Raw genomic sequence first — 24,010 nt, 5'->3', positions numbered from 1 at the left:
TGCAAAACCTCAAGCGAAAGCTTGAGGTTTTTTATTTATTGAAATTTATTTTTCAATGCTTCTACAATTTGATTTCCTCTATAAATTGCACCTTCCATATAACCTCCATAATTTGATGATGTTTCTGAACCAGCAATTATAAATTTACCTTTTAAAAATTCTTTCTGATAAACTGAATGTCCATTATTAAAATGTGGATGGATAAACTTGTTATTGTCAAAATTTAAAAGTTCTTCTTCCTTCCATACTTTTTCTTCATATGAAAGATAGTTTTTTCCATTTTTTCCAAAGAATTTAAAAAGTTGTTCTTTTATTTTTCTCTCTCTGCTATCTCTTGATTCGTTTATCAAATCACCATTTAAAAATCCCATTAAAGCAAAACGGTTATACTCAAAATTAGAATGATCATACATTTCTGTAAACGGACCAATATTGCTAAAAGCTACACCAGACAAACCTTGTTCTTTCCAAAAAGGAGTTTTATAAACGATTGCAAATTTTATAGAATCTTTCATCCACGTATGTGTGTTACTTGCAATCTGTATAAGGTTTGGATCTAATTTAGAAGAAAATGAAACTGAATTTACCAATAGCTGAGGAGGAATGGTAGAGATAACAATATCCGCAATAAATACTGTTTTTTCTGTACTTACTTTTAAAGAAGTTCCAATATCATCTATCTCTAAAACCTTATGATTTAATAGAATTTCATCTTCAGAAAAATCTTTAGTTAATTCTTTTAAGATTGTTGCAGTTCCACCAACAACTCTATAACTAATTTCTTGGTTTTGGGGTGTTTTAAAACGTTGAGGTAAGTTATTTTCGGTAGCTTCAAATAAAGCGTCACCATCCATATCTTGCTCAAATAAAGAGATGTTTAGTTCTTTACAAATTTTTAATAATTCTTCATTATATCTCCAAAGCCAAGTGGCTCCTAATTCAACTTTTGTATCATTTACTTTTTTAGTGTAAATTCGACCACCAATTCTATCGTTCGCTTCTAAAATTTGAATTGAAAAGCCAGCTTTCTTTAATTGATACCCTAAATAGATACCAGAAAGTCCTGCGCCAAGAATAATAATTTTTTTCTTCATTTTGATAAAAGAGAATCTTACTTATTTAATTTCCATTTAATAAAATTCCCCATTTCTTCTCCCCAAATTTTATAAGTCAATTTGGATGGATGAACGCCGTCACTAAAATAAGTTTTAGAATTATTAGTAGGTAAACCATGTTTTTTACTCCAATTTTCTAGCGTGATAACTTCATTAAAATAGAAAACGTTCTTTTTATCTTTAGTTATTGTTTGTAATCTTTCTCCTAAAATCTCTACCAAATTACCAATTACAAACTTTATTGGTTTTGTAAAGGCAGGAAATTCTTTAATAGGAGGCATGTTTGTAAAGAATAAAGGAGTACCAGGAAATTTGTTTTGTAATAAATTGATGAGGTTTTCTATTGCTGAATCCCAATTTTTTGGGGAATTTAATGTAAAAGCATCATTGCCTCCCATTCCTATAACAATAATATCTGCAGAATTTTCCTCTATTTTAGGTATTATTTTTTTACAAACTTGAGCTACGGTATAACCACTTCTAGCATACACACGCCAATTTACATTGCTTTTTAAATTGGTAGAAAGTATATTAGATAAGGAGCCTGTAAACCCATTTTTATGATAATCTACACCAACTCCTGCTATGGTACTTTCACCTATAGTAAGTAGGTTTAGCGTTTTGTTAAAATTACCATTAACAATGCCTTTAGGTTCTTTTGCTTCCGGAAGTTTCGGGACTTTTTTTCTAATATTTTTTCCTTGAAAGTATAAAAAGGGTAACAACGGAACAGAAATAATTGCACCTAAAAAGTATTTTAGTTTATTGTTCATCCTTTTTTGCATCGTTGACTTTTTTAATAATAGCTTTTAAACGTTCTTTATTTAGTTGTTTTTCTAGTTTTACCTTATTAATTTTTTGATTCATTAATTTGGTGTGTTTTGCTTTATTAACGGAGTTTTTTGCTTTTCCTTTCCCTTTTTTTGGCATGTTGATAAATTATAGGTTTATTATTTTCTACAGAATAACCACCAATTCATATCTCTAGTTAATTTGAATCCTAATTTCTCATATAGAGGAATTGCGGTGTTTCCTTTATTGGTATGCAATATAGGTAGTTTTTTTTCTTTTAAAATTTCTTTAGTTGTATGATAAATTAATTGTTTTGCAAAACCCTGTCTGGTATAGTCAGGATGTGTAACTACTGAGCTAATTTCAATAAAATCATCAGTTTGCATTCTTTGACCAGATATGGCAACTAGTTTATTGTCTTTATAAATACCGAAAAATTTACCCATTTCAAAACCTCTCTTTTTATAAAAATCAGGCATTACTAACCAAATTAGGTCATATACTTCGTTAATATTTTCTTTGGTTAATAATATAATTTTTTCCTTTATTTCTACCTCCACTAAATGGTCTAAAACCATTTGACAACCATTAAACTTTTTCTTTAATACTACTTTTGATGTGTCTATGGTTGGTGTGTCTTTTTCTACTACTAAAAAGAAGCTTTCGGCTATTTTAGAATGTTTATTTAATGCGTTGGCTGTTTTAGTGGCATCTTTAAAAGCACCAAAAGAACAGATGTCTGTTTGGTAAAATTGTACACCTTCATACTTTATTAATAAAGGATTGTGTGTTTCATTTAAAGAGTACCAAACAGGATTTTTAAGTTTTTCTTCTAAGTTTTTCATCAGAATAAATATATAAAAAAAGCTCACAAATTGCGAGCTTTTTTCTTAGTTTTAAAGATGTATTACAATTCTTTTTTAAATAGTTTAGCGCTTTCCGTAAACTCAGTTAAAACTATTTTAGCGTTTCCGTATACTTCTGTTTGACTTTTATCTGATGCTTCTATAGTAATATTTTCTGAGGCATTTATAGTAATAGCAGCCGAATTTTTTATAATACTAGTACAAGTATTGGTACTTAGTTTTTCTCCGTTTAACTCTGAGTCTTCTAATGTAATGGCATTAAATAAATTAGCAGTTCCTTCAATATTTAAACCAGAATTACCAATCATTCTTGTGTTTAAATTTTCTGCTTTAATAATCATGTCTACCTTACAAGACTCGCTTAAATCTAAATCTACATCTTTACTTTCTATATTTAATTTGCTTTTAGATCTCAATTGAATTCGTGATTTATTATTATTTAAGAGCTTAAATTTATCAGATTTTATCTTTAAATCAGCTATTCCATAATCATTTATTTTAAGTAGCATATTGGTTGTTTTTATGGTACCTAAAGATGTTATTTCTGCATCATCATTTAAAGTTATTTCATTTAATGCATTTTTATAATTTACAGCAATATTTAATTTTTTTGCTTTTAACTTTTTGTCTGTAGTTATAGTTAATACAGAATCTTTAACGCTAAAATTGATATGTTTGTGTAGGTTTTTGTCGGTTTCTATTTCTATCGATGAAGAAATATTTGAGATTACCAACTTAACTTTAAAATCATCGTTTATAACGATAGCATGGAAAGGAGCTAAATCTGTGCTTATTTTTGATATTAATTTATTTCCCTTTATTTTTTCTTGACTAAAGGTTGTATTAAATAAAGCAAATACTAATACGATTAATAATGTAGTTTTCTTTTTCATAATTTTTTGTTGTTATAAAAAATAAAAACCATTTCAAAAAGATATTGAAATGGTTTTTATTGTATTATTTAAGGTAAACCTTAAGCTAACATGGTAACTGGGTTTTCTATAAACGTTTTTAATGTTTGTAAAAATTGAGCTCCAACAGCACCATCAACTGTTCTATGGTCTGATGTTAAAGTCAAATTCATTGTATTACCAACTACTATTTGCCCGTCTTTAACTACTGGTTTTTGAACAATTGCACCAACAGATAAAATAGCAGAGTTAGGTTGGTTGATGATAGAGTTAAAACTACCAATACCAAACATACCTAAGTTAGAAACCGTAAAAGTACTTCCTTGCATTTCTGCAGGAGTTAATTTTTTGTTTCTAGCTTTACCTGCTAAATCTCTTACACCAGCACCAATTTGAGTTAAACTCAATCCGTCTGTATGTTTAATTACAGGTACTAATAAACCATCATCTACAGCAACAGCTACACCTACGTGAATGTGACTGTGATAAATAGTGTTTGCTTCTGTCCAAGAAGTATTTACTTGTGGATGTTTTTTTAATGCCATTGCACATGCTTTAACTACCATATCATTAAAAGATATTTTAGTGTCTGGAATTGCATTTATAATTTTTCTAGAAGCCATTGCGTTGTCCATATCAACTTCAATATTTAAACTGAAATCTGGAGCGGAGAATTTAGAGTTACCTAAAGACTTCGCAATAGCTTTACGCATTTGAGAATTTTTAACTTCTTCTGAGCTTTCTACACCACTAGCAGTAATACTTGCAGCGGCTGGAGCAGCTTCTACTTTAGCAGCAGGAGTATAGTTTTCTACATCTTTTTTAATGATTCTTCCGTTTTCACCAGAACCACTAACATCTGCTATGTTAATTCCTTTATCAGAAGCAATTTTCTTAGCTAAAGGAGATGCGAATACACGTCCGTTAGAAGTATTGTTTACTACAACTGGTTTTGCTTCTTCAACTTTAGCAGCAGGTTTTGGTGCCGCTTTTTCTGGAGTTTTCGGAGCTTCAGCTTTTTCTGCAGCAGCAGGAGCGGCAGCATCTAAATTACCACCATTAGCAACCAAAGCAGAAACATCTGTTCCGGCAGGGCCAATAATAGTTAATAAACTGTCTACAGGAGCCGTTTCTCCTTCTTGCACACCAATGTATAAGATAGTTCCTTCATAGAAACATTCAAATTCCATTGTTGCTTTGTCTGTTTCAATTTCAGCAAGCATATCACCTTCAGAAACAACATCACCAACTTTCTTTAACCATGTTGCCACAGTTCCATCAGTCATGGTATCACTTAAACGAGGCATTGTGATTACTTGCACTCCTTCTGGAATTGCAACTGAACCCGCAGTACTTGTTTCGGTAGTAGCTTCTTCTTTGACCTCTTCTGTAGTAGCAGCTTCCTTTGCAGGTTCTGCACTACCGTTTATAATTGCAGAAATATCTTCACCTTCTTCACCAATAATAGCTAATAAAACATCAACAGGAGAAGTTTCTCCTTCTTGAATACCAATGTATAAAAGAGTTCCTTCGTAGAAAGACTCAAATTCCATTGTTGCTTTGTCAGTTTCAATTTCGGCTAAAATATCGCCTTCTTCGATTTTATCTCCAACTTTTTTTAACCATTTTGCCACAACACCTTCTTCCATGGTGTCACTTAGTCTGGGCATATTTATTATTGTAGCCATATCTTAACTTATAAAAGGATAATCTTCTTGTTCGTAAACCATATCATACATTTGCTTAAGCTCTGGGTAAGGAGAGTCTTCTGCGAATTGTTCACATTCTTTTACTCTTACTTTTACGTCCTTATCTATAGCCGCTAATTCTTCAGCAGTAGCATATTCTTGTTCTAAAATAATATCTTTTACTTGCGTAATAGGATCTATTTTTTTGTATTCTTCTACTTCGTCTTTTGTTCTGTAGTGCTGCGCATCAGACATTGAGTGACCTCTATATCTGTATGTTTTCATTTCTAAGAAAGTTGGTCCATCACCACGTCTAGCTCTATCTAAAGCTTCATCAATAGCTTCTGCAACTTTTATAGGATTCATAGCGTCTACTGGTCCACAAGGCATTTCGTAACCTAAACCAAGTTTCCAAATATCAGTATGGCTTGCAGTTCTTTCTACAGAAGTACCCATTGCATATCCATTATTTTCACAAATAAATATTACAGGTAATTTCCATAACATAGCTAAATTAAATGCTTCGTGTAAAGAACCTTGTCTTGCAGCACCATCTCCAAAACAAGTTAATGTAACACCACCGGTATTATTATATTTATCACCAAAAGCAAGACCAGCACCTAAAGGAATTTGTCCTCCAACGATACCATGACCACCATAAAAGCCAAATTCTTTAGAAAAAATATGCATAGAACCTCCCATTCCATGAGATGTTCCGGTAACCTTTCCATACAATTCTGCCATTACACGTTTAGGATCTTCTCCCATACCAATTGGTTGTACGTGATTTCTGTAAGCTGTAATCATTTTGTCTTTAGATAAATCCATTGCATGCAATGCACCTGCTAAAATTGCTTCTTGACCATTATATAAGTGCAAGAAACCTCTAACTTTTTGTTGAATGTAAACAGAAGCAAGTTTGTCTTCGAACTTACGCCAAAAAAGCATGTCTTTGTACCAATCTAAATAGGTTTGTTTGGTGATTTTTTTCATTTTTAGAGATATTGTTATTTTAATCGTTTAAGCAGTTATTATATTAGATATAATATGAGCACAAAAATAACTTTTTTATGTAGAATAAAAAAACTAGATTACTTTAAAATAAAACAAAATATTTTAAGGTAGTTATTTGTCTTTAGCTATTACTATTGTTGCTTTAGCACCTGTTGCTAAATTCCATTCATTAGAAGAGAGTAGTAGGCCTGCATCATTATAAACTTTAAAAGCGGCAGTATTTGGTCCAGAAGAACCTTGGTTTAAGGCTTTAAAAGCAATTTTATTAATACCAACCTCTAAAGGGATATTAAATTTTTGATAACTTTGTTTTAGGGTAATGTTATGAATAACCGGAATATCATTTACAAGTATGGTCACTTTATCTCCGTCTGGGTATTGGAAGTCTCTACAGATAATGTTTACACTTTTAGAATCTGTTCTAAAACTACCTAAGTCTTGATCTATTACTGGATATAGGTATTGTCCGTTTATTTTTTTAAAAGCCTTTAAAAAATGTTCTTCTCTTAGCTTTTCTTTTGTTAAAATGCCTTTATTATTAAGATCGTCTTCTTCTTTTTGTTTTTTTAATTTATCGTTTTCTTTATCAAAAGCATTTTTAAAACCATCGCTTCCAGCCAATTCTAATGCTTTAGGTTTTGTAACTTCTTTAGAATTATTTAAAACAAGTCCTTTAGTGTTACCTTTTTCTTTGGTTCCTGAATTAGAATCTAACTGTGCAGATAATTGATAAACAGAGAATAAGGAAATAGTTAAAAAAAGAAGAAAATTAATTTTTGTTTTCATTTATATGATGCTTTCAAGCAATTCTGCAAATATAATGCCGATTTTGAGCGAAGTGTGTTTCTGTTTTGTTAAAACTTCTTATTCTATTGGAAAATTAAAATAGGTAGTAGGAAAGGGTTCATGTCTTAAAGTAAAATGCCACCATTCGTTATTGTAAGGTCTAAAATTATATTTAGCCATGATATTTCTAAGTAGTATTCTGTTTTTTTGTTGTTCTGGAGTGATGATTTTAGAGAGGTAATGAGACTTGTTTCCAAAATAATCAAATGAACTACCCATGTCTAGTTCTTTGCCTGTTTTTGTATTTACAATTGTTAAATCTACAGTACTTCCTCTTGAATGTCCAGATTTAGAGGCAATATAACCTCTTTTAAATAATTGCGATTTTGGCACATCTGGATAATATACTGATTTCATTAACGTATCTTCTAAAACCTTTGCCCAACGTACAAAATGATTTACGGCTTGTTGAGGTCTGTAGGCATCAAATATTTTAAGACTTAAACCCTTTTTACGGAGGCTTTGTTGCGCTTTTATAAGAGCGTTAGCTGACGCTTTTGTAACAATTATACAATTTTTATGATATCCATCAATTGGTTTTCCTATAAAATTATTATTGCTAAAATATCGTAATTCTAGTTGTATAGATTTATCTAGGTCAGATAAATAGACAAATCCATCGGGAAGTTCTTGTCCGAAAGAATAAAAAGAAATTAAGAATATAAAAATTGGAAGTATCTTTTTCATGAAGTAAAAATAAACAAAAAGATAATAATAAACTTTTAGAATGATTTTATATCCAAAAATAAAATCATTCAAATCTATAGTGATTAAAAAAAAGGCTAATTTTGTTTTAAATAAATGAATTAAATGAATCAAACTACAAATACAATTTTAATGATTCGTCCTATTGCTTTTAGGATGAATGAGCAAACTGCTGTAAATAACTATTATCAAAAAGAAATTGATGATACACTTCCATCAACAATAAATACAAAAGCACAATATGAGTTTGATACTTTTGTAGAAAAATTACGCAGTTTTGGAATTCATGTAATTGTAGTTTCTGATACAAAGGAGTCTGATACCCCTGATTCTATTTTTCCTAATAATTGGATTTCTTTTCATGAAGATGGTACTGTTGCGATATATCCTATGTTTGCAGAAAATAGACGCTTAGAAAGACGAGAGGATATTTTAGAAGAATTAGAAAAGGAAGGTTTTTTAATAGAAAATATAGTAGATTATACTTCGGCAGAAGAAGATCATATATTTTTAGAAGGAACAGGAAGTATCTGTTTAGATAGAGAAAATAATAAGGCATATTGTGCGCTTTCTCCTAGAGCAGATGAAGAATTGTTTATCGAGTTTTGTGAGGATTTTGAATACACGCCAGTTGTTTTTACAGCAAATCAGACAGTAAATGATAAGAGAGTAGCAATTTATCATACCAATGTTATGATGTGTGTTGCAGAAAACTTAGCTGTCATTTGTTTGGCTTCTATTGATGATAAATCTGAACGTAAAAATGTGTTGAAACATTTAAAAGAAGATGGTAAAAAAGTAATTGATATTACGGAGGAGCAAGTAACTAATTTTGCAGGAAATATGTTACAAGTTCGTGGTAAAGATGATGAACGTTTTTTAATAATGAGTCAAGTTGCTTTTAATAGTTTAACACAATCGCAAAAAGCACAAATAAACAATCAGTGTAAAATTATTTCGAGTCCTTTAGATACTATTGAGTTTTGTGGTGGTGGAAGTGCACGTTGCATGATGGCAGAAGTTTTCTTACCTAAGAAATAATATTAATTTTTAAAAAGAAATAAGAAAAACGTAAAGTTATAAAAGAAGTTTAAGCCTAATTTATACTAATCTTTACGTTTTTTATAAAAATCTAGTTATATTTTCTAATGCATTTACTTCTTCTTGCTATTGCTCCTGCTACGGTTATTATACTTTATATTTATTTTAAAGATAAGTTTGAAAAAGAACCGATTCCTTTTTTATTTAAGAATTTTCTTTTAGGCGCAACTGCAAGTGTTTTAATAACTGTAATTCTTGGTGGGTTTGCTGATAAATTATTTCCTATAACAGAGGTTACAAATATTTTTCAACAGTTTATAAAAGCCTTTATAGTGGTTGCTTTTGTTGAAGAGTTTTCTAAGTATGTAATTGTAAAATATTTTGCACAAAGAAATAAAGAATATAATGAGCCTTTTGATGGTATTGTATATGCTGTTATGGTTTCTATGGGATTTGCCACGTTAGAAAACGTATTATATGTTTTTCAACATGGGGTTTCTACAGGTGTTATACGGGCTTTTACGGCGGTACCGGCACATGCTACTTTTGCAATTTTAATGGGTTATTTTATGGGGAAAGCTAAGTTTTCTAAAAATAGAATAGCTTTAAATTTAGCAGGGTTGTTCTTTGCAGTACTTTTTCATGGGGCTTATGATTTTTTTCTGTTTATCAACTTTATTCCAGGGATTTCTATAGGAGCCTTTATTTCTTTAATATTAGGAATTGTGCTTTCTAGAAAAGCGATAAAAAAACACCAAAACAGTTCTGTTTTTAAAGTATAATTAAAAAGCAACCCCCAAAATTTATTTTGGGGTTGCTTTTGTAGTTTTATTTTCCAGAAATAGGAGTCTAAAATAATCTTTTAACCAAGTAAAATGTGCTATTTACTTTTCTAAAACTTCATCAATAACAACACCACTTGTTCCGTTTGGAGCTTCAATCTTTAATAAGTTTGCAATAGTTGGTGCAATATCTGTAATATTATATCTTTTAGATGATACCCCTTGTTTGATACCATTACCATAGAAAATAATTGGTACATGGGTATCATAAGAATAACCAGAACCATGGCTTGTGCCTGTTTTGCCTCCGGTTAAAGTAGCAGGATAAGGAATCATTAAAACATCTCCAGATAATTTTTGATTATAACCATTTTGTAGTGAATTTAAAATACCTGAAGAGAAATGTGTTGTTTGTAAAGTTCTTGCAGTTACTGCTTTGTAAATTCCATCAAAATTAAGGACTTCATCTGCTAATTTTTGAGCTACAGTGTTTACTTCTAAACCTAAAGATTCTATTTTTTCTTTGTTTAGAAATATTTGATAATTAGAAACGTTTTCAATTAAATCTACAGAATTAAAATACTTTTTAGTAGTTTCTAAAATAAATTCTTTAAACTTTTTAATATTTAAATAATGAGCAGGAATTTTTAAAGATTGTAAATAAGCTGGTGTGTGAACAGCTGCATGATCTGCCGTTAAAAATAATGTATAATTATCTTTTCCAACTTGTTGGTCTAAAAACAGTAGTAAATCTGCTAAATCTTTGTCTAAACGTAAATAAGTGTCTTCTGTTTCTATGGCAGAAACGCCATATTTATGACCAACATAATCTGTTGGAGAAAAACTTACAGCTAAGAAGTCTGTGTATAGGCTTTTACCTAATTTTTCACCTATAATTGCTGCTTTAGCAAAGTCTGCAGTAAATGTATTACCCGCAGGTACAGTTTTTATTAAATCGAAATTTCCGTTTTTAGATCGTAATGCTTTTAGGTCTTTCGGAAAAGTTGGAGTTTTTTGTCCTTTAAGTTTTCCTTCAAAGATATTATCGTCAGCTCTACTATTGGTATATGTTTTTATATCGTATAATGTTTTCCAAGGAGTATTAAGGTATGTATCTGCCTTGTTGTTTGCATTAAAATCTTTAACCCATTTTGGTAATTTATTCATATAAAAAGTACTGGTAACCCAGGTATTAAAATTACCACCATCATACCAATAAGCAGCATTTGCAGAATGACCTGCAGGTAAAATTGCAGACCGATCTTTTATTGAAACTCCAATTGTTTTTCCATGCATGTTTTGAGCCAAGTGTAACTGGTCTGTTATGGTTGATGTAAAAAGTCTCTTAGGTGATTTTTGCCCATATTTTCCATTGTTTCCAACGGTTTCATAAGAAGAATCATCTACACAGTAAATAGATTTTTTTAAATATTTGTCATACCAATTGTTAGAAATAATTCCGTGTTCACTTGGCGTTGTTCCGGTATAAATAGAAGTGTGTCCAACAGCTGTATAGGTTGGTATATAATTATAATGAGCGTTTTCTAATGAAAACCCATTTTTTAGGATTCTATTAAATCCGTCTTTTCCAAATCTATCAGAAAACCGAGTTAAGTAATCGTATCTCATTTGGTCAATAACAACACCTACAACTAATTTTGGTTGTTTGTTTTGTGCTAATATTTTATTGTTTCCTAAAAAAAGAAATAAGCATAGAAAACTAAAAAGATATTTAAATTTCATAAGTACAGATATAAATTATAGACCAAAAGTAATTATTTTTTGGTTTGATTTTGTCAATTTAACAGACTATTAATGATAATTTAATACTTTAGCACAAAATTAAAATGAATGGGTTACCTAGAACATATTGGTAAATATTTTCTCATGTTAGGTCGTGTTTTTAAAAGACCACAAAAAGGAAAAGTTTTTTATGAAGCTTTGGTAAAAGAGATTGACGAATTAGGCTTAAAATCTTTAGGGATTATTATGTTTATTTCCTTTTTTATTGGAGGTGTAATTGCATTGCAAACTGCTTTAAATTTAGACAATCCTTTTATTCCGGAATCTTTAATCGGTTTTGCCGCTAAACGTTCAATTATTTTAGAATTTGCGCCTACTTTTTGTTCAATTATCTTAGCAGGTAAAGTTGGGTCTTATATAACATCTAGTATAGGTACAATGCGTGTTACAGAACAAATTGATGCTTTAGAAGTTATGGGAATTAATGCATTAAGTCATTTAGTTTTACCTAAAGTTATTGCTACTGTTTTCTTTTATCCTTTTTTAATATCATTAGGGATGTTTTTAGGTATTTTAGGAGGATGGGTTACTGGGGTTTTATCGGGGCTTTTTTCTGGTGCAAGTTATATAGAAGGAATTCAAACAGATTTTGATCCTTTTTTATTAACCTATGCAATTATTAAAACGTTAGTTTTTGCCTTTTTAATTGCTACAGTACCTTCTTATCATGGGTATTATGTAAAAGGAGGATCTATAGCTGTAGGTAAAGCAAGTACACAAGCTGTGGTTTGGACGACTATTTTAATTGTAATAGCAAATTATTTTTTAACTCAAATGCTTTTAACCTAAAAAATGATAGAAGTAAATAATTTACATAAAGGTTTTGGAGAAGCAAAAATATTAAAAGGTATTTCTGCTACTTTTCTTCCTGGCGAAACTAGTTTAATTATTGGTGAAAGTGGTTCTGGTAAGACGGTGTTTATAAAATCTTTAATAGGTTTGCATACCCCAGAAGATGGTACTATTTCTTTTGATGGTAGAATAAATACAAAATTTACAGAAAAAGAAAAACAGCAATGGAGACAAGAAATTGGTATGGTTTTTCAAGGAAGTGCATTATTCGATTCTCAAACGGTACAAGAGAATGTAATGTTTCCTTTAAAAATGTTTACTAATCAATCTAATGTGGAGATGTTAGATCGTGTAAATTTTGTTTTAGATAGAGTTAATTTACAAAATTCAAATAAAAAGTTACCAGCAGAGCTTTCTGGAGGAATGCAAAAAAGGGTTGCCATTGCAAGAGCTATTGTAATGAACCCAAAATATTTGTTTTGTGACGAACCAAATTCTGGTTTAGATCCTAGAACTGCAATTGTGATAGATAATTTAATTCAAGAAATTACAGATGAATATAAAATTACAACCGTAATTAATACGCATGATATGAATTCTGTAATGGAAATTGGAGAAAAAATAATTTTTTTAAAAGAAGGTAGAAAAGCTTGGGAAGGTACTAATGAAGATATATTTAAAACTGATAATGAAGCTGTTGTGAGTTTTGTGTATTCTTCTAATTTATTTAAGAAAGTTAGAGAAGCATATTTAAATGAAAAAAAATATAAATAGATTTGTTTTATTTAATTTAAAGTATATCTTTGCAGCCGCTTAAAAGGAAATAAACGACCTGGTAGCTCAGTTGGTAGAGCATCTCCCTTTTAAGGAGAGGGTCCTGGGTTCGAGCCCCAGCCCGGTCACAAAATTTTAAAACTTCATAGATATGTGAAGTTTTTTTATTAAAGTAATTGCATCGAGAAGCGTTGTTTTTCGAATTTTAATTAAGCGTATCTTTTAGTCATTAAGATAAAATAAATGACCTGGTAGCTCAGTTGGTAGAGCATCTCCCTTTTAAGGAGAGGGTCCTGGGTTCGAGCCCCAGCCCGGTCACATTAAATTAGAAGCTTCACAGAAATGTGAAGCTTTTTTTATGCAAAAAAAATAGAGGCTGTTTAATTGTCGGTTTTAAATTTTTGTATCTTTCCCAAGTTAAAAAGAAACTTAATTTTGATGGAAGAAGAAAATAAGGTAGTTGAGGAAAAGGTAGATCAATCTAAGCAAGAAATGAAAGATGAAGCTAGGGGATTACTCTCTAGTATAAAAAGATATTTAATAGAACTCTTAGACTTTAGACACGATACAGACCATGAAGCTACCATGGAAGCTATTAAAGCAGATATTCCTTTTAAAGGGGCTACTGCTTGGATTCTTATTTTTGCTGTCTTTGTGGCTTCTATTGGGTTAAATGCAGATTCTACTGCTGTGGTTATTGGAGCTATGTTAATATCTCCTTTAATGGGCCCCATTTTAGGTATTGGAAGTGCCTTTGCTATTAATGATATTGATGTTTTTAAAAAATCAGTAGTAAGTTTAACTACCATGATTGTGTTAAGCTTGTTAGCGTCATTTGTATTCTTTTATTTTTTTCCTTTAAGTGAAGATACTTCAGAGTTATTAGGCAGAACAAAACCAGATATTAGAGATGTACTGATAGCTTTTTTTGGTGGTTTGGCCTTAATGGTTGCTAAAACAAAAAAAGGAACTGTAGCTTCTGTAATTTTTGGAGTAGCAATTGCTACTGCTTTAATGCCTCCATTGTGTACTGCTGGTTATGGTTTGGCAAAAGGTTTTTCTGGAGATGTTGTTGGGTTTACGTACGCTTTTGGTGCCTTATATTTGTTTACTATTAATACTATTTTTATCGCTTTGGCAACCTTTATAGTCTTAAAGTTGTTGAGTTTTCCTATGCATAAATACGCAAATGCAGCAAGAAGAAAACGGTATGCCACTGTTGCAACGGTTGTAGGTATTGCTGTTATGATTCCTGCAGTGTATACATTTTTACATGCTTTGGAAGAAAGTAGAGTAAATGCACAGTTAAAAACCTTTGTAAAGAATGAAGTAAAGACTATTGAAAATTTTCAACTGATAGAGGAGGATTATGATTCAGATACTAAGGTTTTAAAGCTAAATTTCTTTAATGAAGTAAGTGCTGCGGAGAAAAATATGTTAGAAAGTAGTTTGGTTAATGACCCAAGATATGATCGCTTAAAAGAAGTGAAAATTAATATTAAAGGAAGTGATACTAAAAGTTTTGAGTTGATAACAACAGCTTACACAGAGAAAAAGGAAGAGTTGATTGAAAGTAAAAAACAGATAGAAGAACTTCAAAACAAAATAATCCAATTAGAAGGAACTATTTCTGCTTTAAATACAAGGATTGAAAATGATGCACTGCATAATGATAAAAATGCAATTGCTTTTAGTAGAATTTCTAAAGAGGCAAAAATTCTATATAGTGATATAGAAGAAATCGGATTTTCAAAAGTTTTATTTTCAAAAGATTTTATTAATATAGATACTATTCCTACGGCAACTATTAAATGGAACTTAAAGTTAACAGATAGCATTATTAACATAAAAGAAAGTAAATTACGTCCTTGGTTGCAAAAAGAAATGGATTTAGATACGTTGTTTCTCAAAAGAGAAAGATAAGCTTTAAGGAGCTTTCTAAAAGTTTTGAATATTGTCATACTGAACTTGTTTCAGTATCTTAACCTATCTATATTCAATATTCATAAGAATCTGAAATAAATTCAGATTGACAAAAAAATAACTTGTTAGATAACCTAATTTGTTAAACGAATTACTCTATAAGTGATGTTATTAAGGTAAATAAACGCTAACCGTTTTTATAAAATTCAATTTCTACATTTTGATTGAATAAATAGACTTTCTTGTTACTCATATTCATGCATTCATAACGCGTTCTACGTTTATTTCCTCTTTTGTAGATCGTGTTTTTAAAGACGAATAAACTACCAAAAGGAATATCAAAAATAAAATGTTTGCCAGTTTCTGCTACATTTCCTCTTAGGGCTAAAGATAAATCGGCATCAGTATCTGTACTTGCTTTTGGGTTTTTAAAATACCTAGCTAAAAAAGGTAGCATCTCCATGGGGTAAATTTCTGGACGTAAAAAAGGCAACATTAAATGCTGAAAAACCATTTTCCATTCCTTACCGTGAGGTTGTACGCGTCCAAATTTTTGATGCGTAACATGATGGGCAATTTCGTGCACTAGCGTTAGTAAAAACTGATATTTATTAAGATTATTATTTACCGTAATTTGAAACCTTCCGTCTGGTAATTGTCTAAAATCACCATGTTTTGTTTCTCTCTGATTTACAATTTTTAGCGTAAAAGAATGCTCGTTTATTAGAAATTCTATAAACGGAATTGCTTTTAAAGGAACGAAATTTTGATAATTTGAATTCAATTTTTAATTTTGCTTAGTGCTTACGGGTTTGTAGATGAAACTTGTAATACTTTACCGTTATAAAACTTATTTCCTGTTAAAGAGAAGTCAAAAATATAATTTGCCATTTCTGTAGCAGTGGTTGGAGCTTCATATCCAGGAAAAGCTTCTTCTAGCATTTCTGTTTGTACAGCGCCTAAAGCTAAAACATTAAAAGCTATTTGTTGTTCTTTATATTCTTCTGCTAATAATTCTGATAAAGTAATTACAGCGCCTTTGGCGGATGAATATGCGGCTAATCCAGGAAATTTTAGACTTCCTTGAATTCCACCCATAGAGCTTATTGTAACTACATGACTTCCTTTTTGCATAAAAGGAATCATTAATTTAGTGATTTCTGCAACAGCAAAAACATTCACTTTATAGACTTCTAAAAAATCATCCGAAGATAAATCTGTAAAAGGTTTGTTAATTAATTTACCTGCATTATTGATTAAAATATCAACTTGTTTCCAGTTGTTTTTAATATAATCTGTTACTTTTTTTAAATCTGAATTTACAGATAAATCAACAGAAAATAATGTAATGTTTTTATGATTGAAATCAGAAAGTGGTTTTGTGTTTCTAGATAAAGCTAAAACATTGTGTCCGTTTTCTGCAAATTGTTTTGCTAGTTCAAAACCAATTCCTCTACTGGTTCCTGTTATAACTATATTTTTCATTTGTAAAAATTTAAAGAAGCAATTTGCTTCAATTTATTTGTCTATTAGTCAAAAGAAAATTACTCTTCTTTTTCAAAAGTAATATGTTGATATGCTCCAATATCAGGGTTTGTTGTTCTGTCAACCCCTAAAATATCTGTAGAAAAAGCAGTTGATTTTGCTTTGTTAATAGCATCAGACACTTCGCCAATAATAAAATCACTGTTTTGAGTATCTCTAAAATGAGCTTTTCCATTTATAATATTGTCTTGGTAAAAAGAATTGGAAAAATCTAATTCGGAATTATCGGCATAACTATCATTATAGTCTGTAAATTTAATCATAGAATTGCGAACGTTGTAGTTGAAGATTCCGCCTCCATCAACTTTGTCTAAGATAAATTCTATATTATTGTTTCCATCAAAAATACAATTGGTAAAATTTGCTGCATGTAAATTTCTTGTTTCAATAATTTCTTGTCCGGTTGCATCCGAATACACAAAAAAGTTGTTCACTAAAACAGCAGGTAGTTGACGTAAACCGCTGTTCCAATAGTTTGCAAAAGTAGAATGCGTAAAATTATAGGTTCCTCCAATAGTTGCTGCTAAAGAAACTTGTCCTGCAGCACCAATTACCACATTGTTTCCTTCAATATTTGCTTCTCTACCTAAAATACCATAGCTAGAATTATTGTAAATTTCTGTGTTTTGTAGTTTTAAAGTTGGGGTAGAAGGAGTACCGATACTATCAACCAAAATACCTATTATTCCGTTTTTAATAATGGTATGGCTCATTTCGTTGTCTTTACTTCCGGCACGCATCCAAATAGTACCCCATTGTCCGGCGGTTTCACTAAAAGCATGTTCTAGGCGGTCGCCTTCAAAAACTACTTTTTCAGTTAAAGTGCCGTTTACTTTTAAAGTAGCTTTATCATCTACAATTAAACCAGAATTATCATGAAAATATACTTTTGCTCCAGCTTCAATAGTTAATGTTTTATTAGCGGGTACAGCAGCAAAACCATAAATAACAGTAGGTTTTATATTGGTAATTGTTAGCTCTGAGTCCGTTAAAAAACGACCTTTTAAAGTGGTTGGTTCTCCGTTTAAAGTTAGGCTATCAATTTTCATAGTAACGGCATCTTTACCCGGAAAAATAAAATTAGCATCCTGCACTAAAGTAACCAGGTCTACATCTTGTAGAGAACTTCCTGAGTCGAATAAAATTCTATCTGTGTAAAGCGGATTTAAAACATTGCTAGCATTTATAGTAGTTTCTACAAATATAAAAATACTGTCTTTGGCAAGAATATCGATGTCTTTAAAATCTTTTCCAGGAATTCCATCTACATTTAATCTGTAGTTAGAACTTGTTCCGTTTTCTAATTTTATTTCGGGAATGGTGATTGCGTTTTTTCCTCTGTTGTAAACCTTTAGATTATAGGTTGCAGAGCCAATATTTGTAAATATGGTATCTAAAAAAACGGTGTCTTTAGAGAATTCTAATTTTCCTAAACTAGGTGTAGTGTCAAAATCTTTTCTACAAGAACCTAAAGAAGCAACAATAATAATTAAGAAGAGGTATATAGTGTATCTCATGTTGTTTTTATAAAAAATACCACTATACATAGCAATATGTTGTCTATGTTTCTATGTGGTAAAATTTGTTTTTATTTTTAAATCTTAAAATGTATTAAGGTTAGAACTTTTTATGATGATAATTATTGTTTTTTAATCAATTCAATTTCAAATAATTTGCCCCAATGTTTACCTGTTACAAAAAGACGATTATTCTCTGCATCAAAAGCAATACCATTTAAAACCTCGTCTTGTGGCACTAACTTCTGAGTTTTTTCCATTTCTGCATGCAAACCTTTTAAATTTGCAATACCTTCTACAACACCCGTTTTAGGGTCTATAATAACAATAGCATTTTGTTGATATTTGTTCGCGTAGATTTTTCCATTGATCAATTCTAACTCATTTAAGTTATCTACTGCATATTTATTGGTGTATACTTGTATTGATTTTAGTTCTTTTAAAGTATCCGGATCTAAAAACCAAATTTTAGAAGTACCATCAGATTTTATCAACTGAGTTCCGTTATGAGTAAAACCCCAACCTTCTGCACTATTATTGTATGCAAACTCTTTTTCTTGTTTAAAGGTTTCTAAATTATACACAAAACCTTTTTTACCTTGCCATGTTAACCAATAAATTTTGTTGTTAAAAATAGTCATACCTTCACCAAAGTACTTTTTATCTAAATCTATTTTTTGTAAAACTTTACCGGTTTTAATTTCAACCTTTCTAAGATTAGATTGACCTCTACGACCTGTGCTCTCATATAAAAAACCATCGTGATATTCTAAACCTTGTGTGTAAGCAGTTTTATCATGCGGATATTCATTTATAATTTTATAGTCATAAACAATAGGAGTTTTATCAGCTAAAACCTCAAAAAAACTATTTTCTTTTTTAGTTTTTTCAGCATAAAAAATCAAGGCAGATATTTTATGTTTTCCAACACCCAAATTAGTGGTGTTTATAGAAGCCGTATTTCCTTCAGAAGAAACTTCTTTTCCATTCACAAAAAACTGGACATTAGTTACTGGTTTGTCTTCTTTTTCTTTTAGAGTAACCTCTAAATTAGAATTTAAAGTAACTTGTTTTTTATGGTTTAAGCTAAATTTATACACATCAGAACAAGATGTAATTAGTAAGAAACACGCTAAAAAAGCAACCAATAGAGTACTATTTTTCATTTTTTGTAATTTTTTATATTAAATTTTAATCTTTTTAGTATTCAAAAAAGTGATAAAAAACCGCTATTCATCAACAAAAGTAGGTGTAAAAGTAACTATTGTGTTTATTAGACCAAATAAAAACGAAATATTTATTTGTTAATTAAAAAATATAGTTAAATTTGCATCCTCAAAATAGTAAAAAACAACTATTTAGAGAATAGAGTAAGCCTTACCAACTTTACTCATGCAAACATAACATTAAAGTATTAAAATATAATAAAATGAGAAAAGGAATTCATCCAGAAAATTACAGAATGGTAGCTTTTAAAGACATGTCTAACGAAGATGTATTTTTAACACGTTCTACTGTAGACACTAAAGAAACGTTAGAAGTTGATGGTGTTGAGTATCCTTTAGTAAAATTAGAGATTTCTAGAACATCTCACCCATTTTACACTGGTAAATCTAAACTTATTGATGCTGCAGGACGTATCGATAAATTTAAAAACAAATACGCAAAATTCAAAAAATAATTTTTTTAGAATTTTCAACATATTTAAAACTCCAACATTTATTTGTTGGAGTTTTCTTTTTTACCACATAGACACATGGTTTACATAGCGCTATGTTTTTTATGTGTCTATGTGGTAAATATATTATTTTGGGCGTTCCCTAAAGGTCAGGCTTTTCACTATATCTTTTTTGAATTTGTCATTGCGAAGAAAGTTTTTTTCTTTCTGTGGCAATCTTGCTTTTCTATAAACAGATTGCTTCGTGCCTCGCAATGACATTATTAAGCATAAAAAGGATGCCGTTGCAATCCTTAACGCAAACTATTTGTAAGGCTTGTGCAAAATATCGTACTAAATGACTATTTTTAAAGTCTTTTAAATAACTATTTTATAATGAGAAATACCATACTTTCTATTTTTATAGGAATCACTATTTTATCCGGAGTTTTAGTTTACTTCATTCCGCAAATTGGCACTATTATTTTATTAGCTATCTCTGGTTTGCTAACCTTACTAGCAATTTATGACAGCTTTCAAACCAAGCATTCGTTGTTAAGAGCTTTTCCTGTAATAGCACGTTTACGATGGTTTTTTGAAGATGAAAGAGATAAAATTCAACAATATTTTATAGAAGACAATTTAAATGGTACGCCTATAAATAGAGAAAAAAGAAGTATTGTATATCAACGTGCCAAATTATCTAAACAAACAGTTCCTTTTGGTACACAGCATAATGTCTATGCAAAGGGGTATGAATTTGTAAAGCATTCTTTGTTTCCAAAAGATCATCATCATATTGCAGGAGAAAGAATTGTTTTTGGTTCAGATAGGTGTACTCAAAAATATGATGGTTCTATCATTAATATTTCTGCAATGTCTTTTGGTTCTTTGAGTAAAAATGCAATTATGGCATTAAATCAAGGAGCAAAAATGGGTAATTTTGCTCATAATACTGGAGAAGGTGGTATCTCACCTTATCACCTACAAGGAGGAGATGTTATTTTTCAAGTAGGAACTGGATATTTCGGCGCAGGAAAACACGATGCCGATGGAAAACGTTTTTTTGATGACGAAATTTTTAGAACGAATGCCATTCGTCCGGAAGTAAAAATGATTGAAATTAAGTTTTCTCAGGGAGCAAAACCTGGACATGGAGGAATTCTTCCGGCAGTAAAAAACACAGAAGAAATTGCAGAAATTCGTGGAGTTATTCCGTTTACACAAGTAGATTCACCTCCAGGACATTCCGCATTTTCTAACTATGAAGAAATGATTATTTTCATACAAAAAGTAAGAGATTTATCTGGAGGAAAACCCGTAGGAATCAAATTTTGTGTGGGTAATAACGAAGAAATTGAAACCATGATGCAAGCTTTTGCAGATGCTAATAATTATCCAGATTTTATTTCAGTAGATGGAGGAGAAGGCGGTACGGGAGCTGCACCAATGGAGTTTACTAATTATATTGGCACGCCACTTGTTGAAGGATTAGTTTTTGTAAATAAACTTTTAATAAAACATAAATTAAAAGATCAAATAAAAATTATTGCAAGCGGAAAAGCAATTGATGCTTTCGATATTATAAAATACTTGTCTTTAGGTGCAGATGCAATTGGAATGGCAAGAAGTTTTATGTTGAGTTTAGGGTGTATACAAGCTAGAGAATGTAATTTAGATACGTGCCCTGTTGGTGTTGCTACACAAGATGACGATTTGGTAAAAGCATTAGTGGTAGAAAAGAAAAATGTACGTGTTAAAAATTACCACAATAAAACTATTGAAGCAGTTAAAGAGGTTGTTGCAGCAATGGGAGTAGCGTCTATTTCAGATATAAAAGCTAATCAAGTTTTTAGACGTAGAAAAGATGAAGAAGTTGTTAGTTTAGAAGAAATTTTTTATCCTAATTAAAATCTTATTTATTTTATGAAAAATTTAGATATTGTTATAGTTGGAGGAGGTCCAATAGGTATTGCTTGTGGTTTAGAAGCTCAAAAAAAAGGGTTGACGTATGTAATTCTAGAAAAAGGTCCTATTGTAAATTCAGTGTACAATTATCCGGTGAACATGCAGTTTTTTTCTTCTTCAGAGAAATTAGAGATCGATGAAATTCCGTTTATTAGTAAAGAAGCAAAGCCAAGAAGAAGTGAAGCTTTAGAATACTACAGAAGAATAGCTACTTCAAACAAATTAAATATCAATTTGTTTGAAAAAGTAACGTCAGTTTCTAAAGTAGATAATGAGTTTACCATTGTTTCTGATAAAAACAGCTACAAATCTAAGAACATTGTTATTGCAACAGGTTTTTATGATATTCCAAATTTGTTAGATGTCCCTGGAGAGGATTTACCAAAAGTTTCTCATTATTATAATGATCCTCATTTTTATGCAGGACAAAAGGTGGCGGTTATAGGGGCAAGTAATTCGTCTGTAGACGCAGCTTTAGAGTGTTATAGAAAAGGTGCAGACGTTACCTTAATTATTAGAGGAACAGAGGTTGGACAGCGTGTAAAATATTGGGTAAGACCGGATATTATAAACCGTATAAAAGAAGAAAGTATAAAGGTTTTTTATAATAGTACTGTAAAAGAAATAGCGAAAGATACGATTACAATAAATACAGAAAAAGGAATAGAAACGCTACAGAACGATTTTGTTTTGGCGTTAACAGGTTACAAGCCAAATTTTACGCTTTTAGATGAAATTGGTGTTTCTTTTTCTGAAGATGCAAATAAAATTCCTACTTATAATGATGAAACTATGGAAACCAATGTGGCAGGCGTATACTTAGCGGGTGTTATTTGTGGCGGAATGGAAACGCACAAGTGGTTTATAGAGAACTCTCGCATTCATGCAAAGATGATTATTGATAATGTAGTAGGGAAAAATAATAATTAATTTCTTTATCGTTCTTCGTTTGTTTTTCATTTTAAAGATAATTGGAAATCATTATAATCTTTTTATGGTATTGCCTTAAGAATAGTTTGTGTTCAATTATCTTGATTTTTAATCATTATTTTTCTGTATAAATTTACATATTTTACTTTTTTTAACTGATGATTGTAATTTATTTAACTATTTTATTATGAGGTAGATAGGTGTGGTGTTTGCTCCCTTTTAATAAGTAATTACTTGTGTGATTTATTGTAAATCAGTTATTTGAGTTGTTTTTTTTGGTTCTTTCTTACATCAAGATGGATCTTTCCTTCTATTTTTATGTTTATTTAACGCATCAATCCTTCATTGAGTTTGGTTAAATACTTTTGTAAGTGCTAACAGAAGCATATCTTTGTAGCTACAATTATAATTTAAATAAGTAAATATGAAAAAACCCACTATCGGATTTATCGGACTAGGCCTTATGGGCGGTAATATGGTTGAAAATCTGCAAAAGAGAGGTTTCGAGCTAACAGTAATGGATCTTAATAAAGATGAAGTTGCAAAAGTTATTGCTCGCGGTAATGCTTCGGAAGCTGTTTCACCAAAAGAATTAGCAGAAAAGAGCGATATTATAATGTTCTGTTTAACAACTTCTGCAGTTGTTGAGAAAATAGTTTATGGAGAAGAAGGTGTTTTAGCTGGAATTAAAGAAGGTGCCGTTTTAATTGATTTTGGAACTTCTATTCCTGCTTCTACTATTAAGATAGGTAAAGATTTAGCTGCAAAAGGTGCTGATATGATTGATGCTCCACTTGGACGTACTCCAGCTCATGCAAAAGACGGATTGCTTAATATTATGGCAGCCGGTAATAAAGATACTTTCGAGAAAGTGAAGCCCGTTTTAGATGAGCAAGGTGAAAACGTTTTCTATTTAGGAGCTTTAGGTGCAGGTCATACAACTAAATTGATCAATAACTTTATGGGGATGACTACTGTTGTAGCAATGTCTCAAGCTTTTGCTGCAGCAAAATTAGCTGGAGTAGATACGCAACAATTATTTGACATTATGTCTTCTGGACCGTCAAATTCTCCATTCATGAAATTCTGTAAGAATTATGCTGTAGATAACGTAAGTGATTTAGGTTTCTCTATAAACAATGCAAATAAAGATTTAGGATATTTTGTACAAATGATGAATGATCTTGGTACAACTTCTAAAATAGCAGAAGCTACATCTTCTAACCTTCAAGCTGCAGTAGCTGCTGATATGGGGAATGGAAATGTACCTGAAATTTTAGATTATTTCATGCAATTAAAAAAATAGTGTCGAAATTATTTTTAATTAAACTTAAAGTTTTT

Annotated in this window: 23 protein-coding genes and 2 tRNA genes; 11 read left to right on the top strand and 14 right to left on the bottom strand. The window is 30.7% G+C overall.

The genetic code is table 11. From position 1 onward, the window contains the following. Positions 1 to 35: 35 nt before the first annotated feature. From JOP69_RS08360 to JOP69_RS08320, 9 genes are all read right to left on the bottom strand, one after another. Complete coding sequence (locus tag JOP69_RS08360) at positions 36 to 1,094, bottom strand: FAD-dependent oxidoreductase (protein WP_203393883.1); 1,059 nt, start codon at positions 1,092 to 1,094, stop codon at positions 36 to 38. Positions 1,095 to 1,111: 17 nt separating this feature from the next. Continuing rightward, positions 1,112 to 1,888, bottom strand: a complete 777-nt coding sequence (locus JOP69_RS08355; RefSeq protein ID WP_203393884.1) for an SGNH/GDSL hydrolase family protein — start codon at positions 1,886 to 1,888, stop codon at positions 1,112 to 1,114. Further along, positions 1,878 to 2,045, bottom strand: coding sequence for a hypothetical protein (locus JOP69_RS08350; RefSeq protein ID WP_203393885.1), 168 nt, complete (start codon positions 2,043 to 2,045; stop codon positions 1,878 to 1,880). The genes JOP69_RS08355 and JOP69_RS08350 overlap by 11 nt, the downstream gene beginning before the upstream one ends. A 20-nt stretch (positions 2,046 to 2,065) precedes the next feature. Continuing rightward, complete coding sequence (locus JOP69_RS08345) at positions 2,066 to 2,752, bottom strand: GNAT family N-acetyltransferase (protein WP_203393886.1); 687 nt, start codon at positions 2,750 to 2,752, stop codon at positions 2,066 to 2,068. Between the two features lie 62 nt (positions 2,753 to 2,814). After that, positions 2,815 to 3,666, bottom strand: a complete 852-nt coding sequence (locus tag JOP69_RS08340) for a DUF2807 domain-containing protein (RefSeq protein ID WP_203393887.1) — start codon at positions 3,664 to 3,666, stop codon at positions 2,815 to 2,817. An 80-nt stretch (positions 3,667 to 3,746) separates the two neighbouring features. Continuing rightward, a complete protein-coding gene (locus JOP69_RS08335; RefSeq protein WP_203393888.1) occupies positions 3,747 to 5,372 on the bottom strand; it encodes a pyruvate dehydrogenase complex dihydrolipoamide acetyltransferase in 1,626 nt (541 codons plus the stop codon). 3 nt (positions 5,373 to 5,375) lie between these two features. Then, positions 5,376 to 6,365 (bottom strand): pyruvate dehydrogenase (acetyl-transferring) E1 component subunit alpha, encoded by a 990-nt coding sequence (gene pdhA, locus JOP69_RS08330; RefSeq protein ID WP_203393889.1) that lies wholly within the window; start codon positions 6,363 to 6,365, stop codon positions 5,376 to 5,378. 132 nt (positions 6,366 to 6,497) lie between these two features. Next, complete coding sequence (locus JOP69_RS08325; protein ID WP_203393890.1) at positions 6,498 to 7,172, bottom strand: hypothetical protein; 675 nt, start codon at positions 7,170 to 7,172, stop codon at positions 6,498 to 6,500. A gap of 78 nt (positions 7,173 to 7,250) precedes the next feature. After that, the gene (locus tag JOP69_RS08320; RefSeq protein WP_203393891.1) at positions 7,251 to 7,919 is read right to left on the bottom strand and encodes a M15 family metallopeptidase; all 669 of its coding nucleotides are present in this window, start codon (positions 7,917 to 7,919) and stop codon (positions 7,251 to 7,253) included. Positions 7,920 to 8,042: 123 nt separating this feature from the next. Here JOP69_RS08320 and ctlX point away from each other — a divergent pair, with 123 nt between their 5' ends. Both ctlX and JOP69_RS08310 read left to right on the top strand, forming a co-directional pair. After that, on the top strand, positions 8,043 to 8,978 hold the full coding sequence (gene ctlX, locus JOP69_RS08315) for a citrulline utilization hydrolase CtlX (protein ID WP_203393892.1): 936 nt from the start codon (positions 8,043 to 8,045) through the stop codon (positions 8,976 to 8,978). Positions 8,979 to 9,085: 107 nt separating this feature from the next. Further along, the gene (locus JOP69_RS08310; protein WP_203393893.1) at positions 9,086 to 9,760 is read left to right on the top strand and encodes a PrsW family intramembrane metalloprotease; all 675 of its coding nucleotides are present in this window, start codon (positions 9,086 to 9,088) and stop codon (positions 9,758 to 9,760) included. A 102-nt stretch (positions 9,761 to 9,862) separates the two neighbouring features. Here JOP69_RS08310 and pafA read toward each other — a convergent pair whose 3' ends face one another. Next, positions 9,863 to 11,503, bottom strand: a complete 1,641-nt coding sequence (gene pafA, locus JOP69_RS08305) for an alkaline phosphatase PafA (RefSeq protein ID WP_203393894.1) — start codon at positions 11,501 to 11,503, stop codon at positions 9,863 to 9,865. Between the two features lie 108 nt (positions 11,504 to 11,611). Between pafA and JOP69_RS08300 the strand changes: the two genes are divergently transcribed. The 5 genes from JOP69_RS08300 to JOP69_RS08280 all read left to right on the top strand — a co-directional run bounded on the left by JOP69_RS08300 (position 11,612) and on the right by JOP69_RS08280 (position 15,052). After that, positions 11,612 to 12,352, top strand: a complete 741-nt coding sequence (locus tag JOP69_RS08300; protein WP_203393895.1) for an ABC transporter permease — start codon at positions 11,612 to 11,614, stop codon at positions 12,350 to 12,352. 3 nt (positions 12,353 to 12,355) lie between these two features. Beyond that, a complete protein-coding gene (locus tag JOP69_RS08295; protein WP_203393896.1) occupies positions 12,356 to 13,129 on the top strand; it encodes an ABC transporter ATP-binding protein in 774 nt (257 codons plus the stop codon). A 55-nt stretch (positions 13,130 to 13,184) separates the two neighbouring features. Continuing rightward, positions 13,185 to 13,257: transfer RNA gene (locus JOP69_RS08290), tRNA-Lys, on the top strand. A 117-nt stretch (positions 13,258 to 13,374) separates the two neighbouring features. Then, positions 13,375 to 13,447: transfer RNA gene (locus tag JOP69_RS08285), tRNA-Lys, on the top strand. Positions 13,448 to 13,567: 120 nt separating this feature from the next. Beyond that, a complete protein-coding gene (locus JOP69_RS08280; protein WP_203393897.1) occupies positions 13,568 to 15,052 on the top strand; it encodes a DUF389 domain-containing protein in 1,485 nt (494 codons plus the stop codon). Positions 15,053 to 15,239: 187 nt separating this feature from the next. Here JOP69_RS08280 and JOP69_RS08275 read toward each other — a convergent pair whose 3' ends face one another. The 4 genes from JOP69_RS08275 to JOP69_RS08260 form a co-directional block, all read right to left on the bottom strand. Then, the gene (locus JOP69_RS08275) at positions 15,240 to 15,836 is read right to left on the bottom strand and encodes a SprT-like domain-containing protein (protein ID WP_203393898.1); all 597 of its coding nucleotides are present in this window, start codon (positions 15,834 to 15,836) and stop codon (positions 15,240 to 15,242) included. Positions 15,837 to 15,856: 20 nt separating this feature from the next. Continuing rightward, positions 15,857 to 16,537, bottom strand: coding sequence for an SDR family oxidoreductase (locus JOP69_RS08270; RefSeq protein ID WP_203393899.1), 681 nt, complete (start codon positions 16,535 to 16,537; stop codon positions 15,857 to 15,859). 59 nt (positions 16,538 to 16,596) lie between these two features. Then, the gene (locus JOP69_RS08265; RefSeq protein WP_203393900.1) at positions 16,597 to 18,114 is read right to left on the bottom strand and encodes a hypothetical protein; all 1,518 of its coding nucleotides are present in this window, start codon (positions 18,112 to 18,114) and stop codon (positions 16,597 to 16,599) included. A 122-nt stretch (positions 18,115 to 18,236) separates the two neighbouring features. Beyond that, positions 18,237 to 19,280 carry a glutaminyl-peptide cyclotransferase gene (locus tag JOP69_RS08260; RefSeq protein ID WP_203393901.1) on the bottom strand — a complete coding sequence of 348 codons (1,044 nt, stop codon included), beginning with the start codon at positions 19,278 to 19,280 and terminating at the stop codon, positions 18,237 to 18,239. Positions 19,281 to 19,543: 263 nt separating this feature from the next. On the opposite strand from JOP69_RS08260, the gene JOP69_RS08255 reads away from it, so the two are divergent. The 4 genes from JOP69_RS08255 (at position 19,544) to JOP69_RS08240 (ending at position 23,975) form a co-directional block, all read left to right on the top strand. Next, positions 19,544 to 19,795, top strand: a complete 252-nt coding sequence (locus tag JOP69_RS08255) for a type B 50S ribosomal protein L31 (protein ID WP_203393902.1) — start codon at positions 19,544 to 19,546, stop codon at positions 19,793 to 19,795. A 372-nt stretch (positions 19,796 to 20,167) separates the two neighbouring features. Continuing rightward, positions 20,168 to 21,682 (top strand): FMN-binding glutamate synthase family protein, encoded by a 1,515-nt coding sequence (locus JOP69_RS08250; RefSeq protein ID WP_203393903.1) that lies wholly within the window; start codon positions 20,168 to 20,170, stop codon positions 21,680 to 21,682. Between the two features lie 15 nt (positions 21,683 to 21,697). Then, positions 21,698 to 22,669 carry a YpdA family putative bacillithiol disulfide reductase gene (locus tag JOP69_RS08245; protein WP_203393904.1) on the top strand — a complete coding sequence of 324 codons (972 nt, stop codon included), beginning with the start codon at positions 21,698 to 21,700 and terminating at the stop codon, positions 22,667 to 22,669. A 424-nt stretch (positions 22,670 to 23,093) separates the two neighbouring features. Further along, complete coding sequence (locus tag JOP69_RS08240) at positions 23,094 to 23,975, top strand: NAD(P)-dependent oxidoreductase (protein ID WP_203393905.1); 882 nt, start codon at positions 23,094 to 23,096, stop codon at positions 23,973 to 23,975. The last annotated feature ends 35 nt before the right edge of the window (positions 23,976 to 24,010 follow it).

It is taken from the genome of Polaribacter sp. Q13, from assembly GCF_016858305.2.
GTDB lineage: Bacteria > Bacteroidota > Bacteroidia > Flavobacteriales > Flavobacteriaceae > Polaribacter.
Note: the sequence above shows the minus strand (reverse complement) of the source record. Positions and strands in the feature narration are given on the sequence as shown.

Coding starts and splice junctions, on each gene's coding strand:
- JOP69_RS08360 (WP_203393883.1), bottom strand. CDS start 1,094: ATGAAGAAAAAAATTATTATTCTTGGCGCAGGACTTTCTGGTATCTAT.
- JOP69_RS08355 (WP_203393884.1), bottom strand. CDS start 1,888: ATGAACAATAAACTAAAATACTTTTTAGGTGCAATTATTTCTGTTCCG.
- JOP69_RS08350 (WP_203393885.1), bottom strand. CDS start 2,045: ATGCCAAAAAAAGGGAAAGGAAAAGCAAAAAACTCCGTTAATAAAGCA.
- JOP69_RS08345 (WP_203393886.1), bottom strand. CDS start 2,752: ATGAAAAACTTAGAAGAAAAACTTAAAAATCCTGTTTGGTACTCTTTA.
- JOP69_RS08340 (WP_203393887.1), bottom strand. CDS start 3,666: ATGAAAAAGAAAACTACATTATTAATCGTATTAGTATTTGCTTTATTT.
- JOP69_RS08335 (WP_203393888.1), bottom strand. CDS start 5,372: ATGGCTACAATAATAAATATGCCCAGACTAAGTGACACCATGGAAGAA.
- pdhA (WP_203393889.1), bottom strand. CDS start 6,365: ATGAAAAAAATCACCAAACAAACCTATTTAGATTGGTACAAAGACATG.
- JOP69_RS08325 (WP_203393890.1), bottom strand. CDS start 7,172: ATGAAAACAAAAATTAATTTTCTTCTTTTTTTAACTATTTCCTTATTC.
- JOP69_RS08320 (WP_203393891.1), bottom strand. CDS start 7,919: ATGAAAAAGATACTTCCAATTTTTATATTCTTAATTTCTTTTTATTCT.
- ctlX (WP_203393892.1), top strand. CDS start 8,043: ATGAATCAAACTACAAATACAATTTTAATGATTCGTCCTATTGCTTTT.
- JOP69_RS08310 (WP_203393893.1), top strand. CDS start 9,086: ATGCATTTACTTCTTCTTGCTATTGCTCCTGCTACGGTTATTATACTT.
- pafA (WP_203393894.1), bottom strand. CDS start 11,503: ATGAAATTTAAATATCTTTTTAGTTTTCTATGCTTATTTCTTTTTTTA.
- JOP69_RS08300 (WP_203393895.1), top strand. CDS start 11,612: ATGGGTTACCTAGAACATATTGGTAAATATTTTCTCATGTTAGGTCGT.
- JOP69_RS08295 (WP_203393896.1), top strand. CDS start 12,356: ATGATAGAAGTAAATAATTTACATAAAGGTTTTGGAGAAGCAAAAATA.
- JOP69_RS08280 (WP_203393897.1), top strand. CDS start 13,568: ATGGAAGAAGAAAATAAGGTAGTTGAGGAAAAGGTAGATCAATCTAAG.
- JOP69_RS08270 (WP_203393899.1), bottom strand. CDS start 16,537: ATGAAAAATATAGTTATAACAGGAACCAGTAGAGGAATTGGTTTTGAA.
- JOP69_RS08265 (WP_203393900.1), bottom strand. CDS start 18,114: ATGAGATACACTATATACCTCTTCTTAATTATTATTGTTGCTTCTTTA.
- JOP69_RS08260 (WP_203393901.1), bottom strand. CDS start 19,280: ATGAAAAATAGTACTCTATTGGTTGCTTTTTTAGCGTGTTTCTTACTA.
- JOP69_RS08255 (WP_203393902.1), top strand. CDS start 19,544: ATGAGAAAAGGAATTCATCCAGAAAATTACAGAATGGTAGCTTTTAAA.
- JOP69_RS08250 (WP_203393903.1), top strand. CDS start 20,168: ATGAGAAATACCATACTTTCTATTTTTATAGGAATCACTATTTTATCC.
- JOP69_RS08245 (WP_203393904.1), top strand. CDS start 21,698: ATGAAAAATTTAGATATTGTTATAGTTGGAGGAGGTCCAATAGGTATT.
- JOP69_RS08240 (WP_203393905.1), top strand. CDS start 23,094: ATGAAAAAACCCACTATCGGATTTATCGGACTAGGCCTTATGGGCGGT.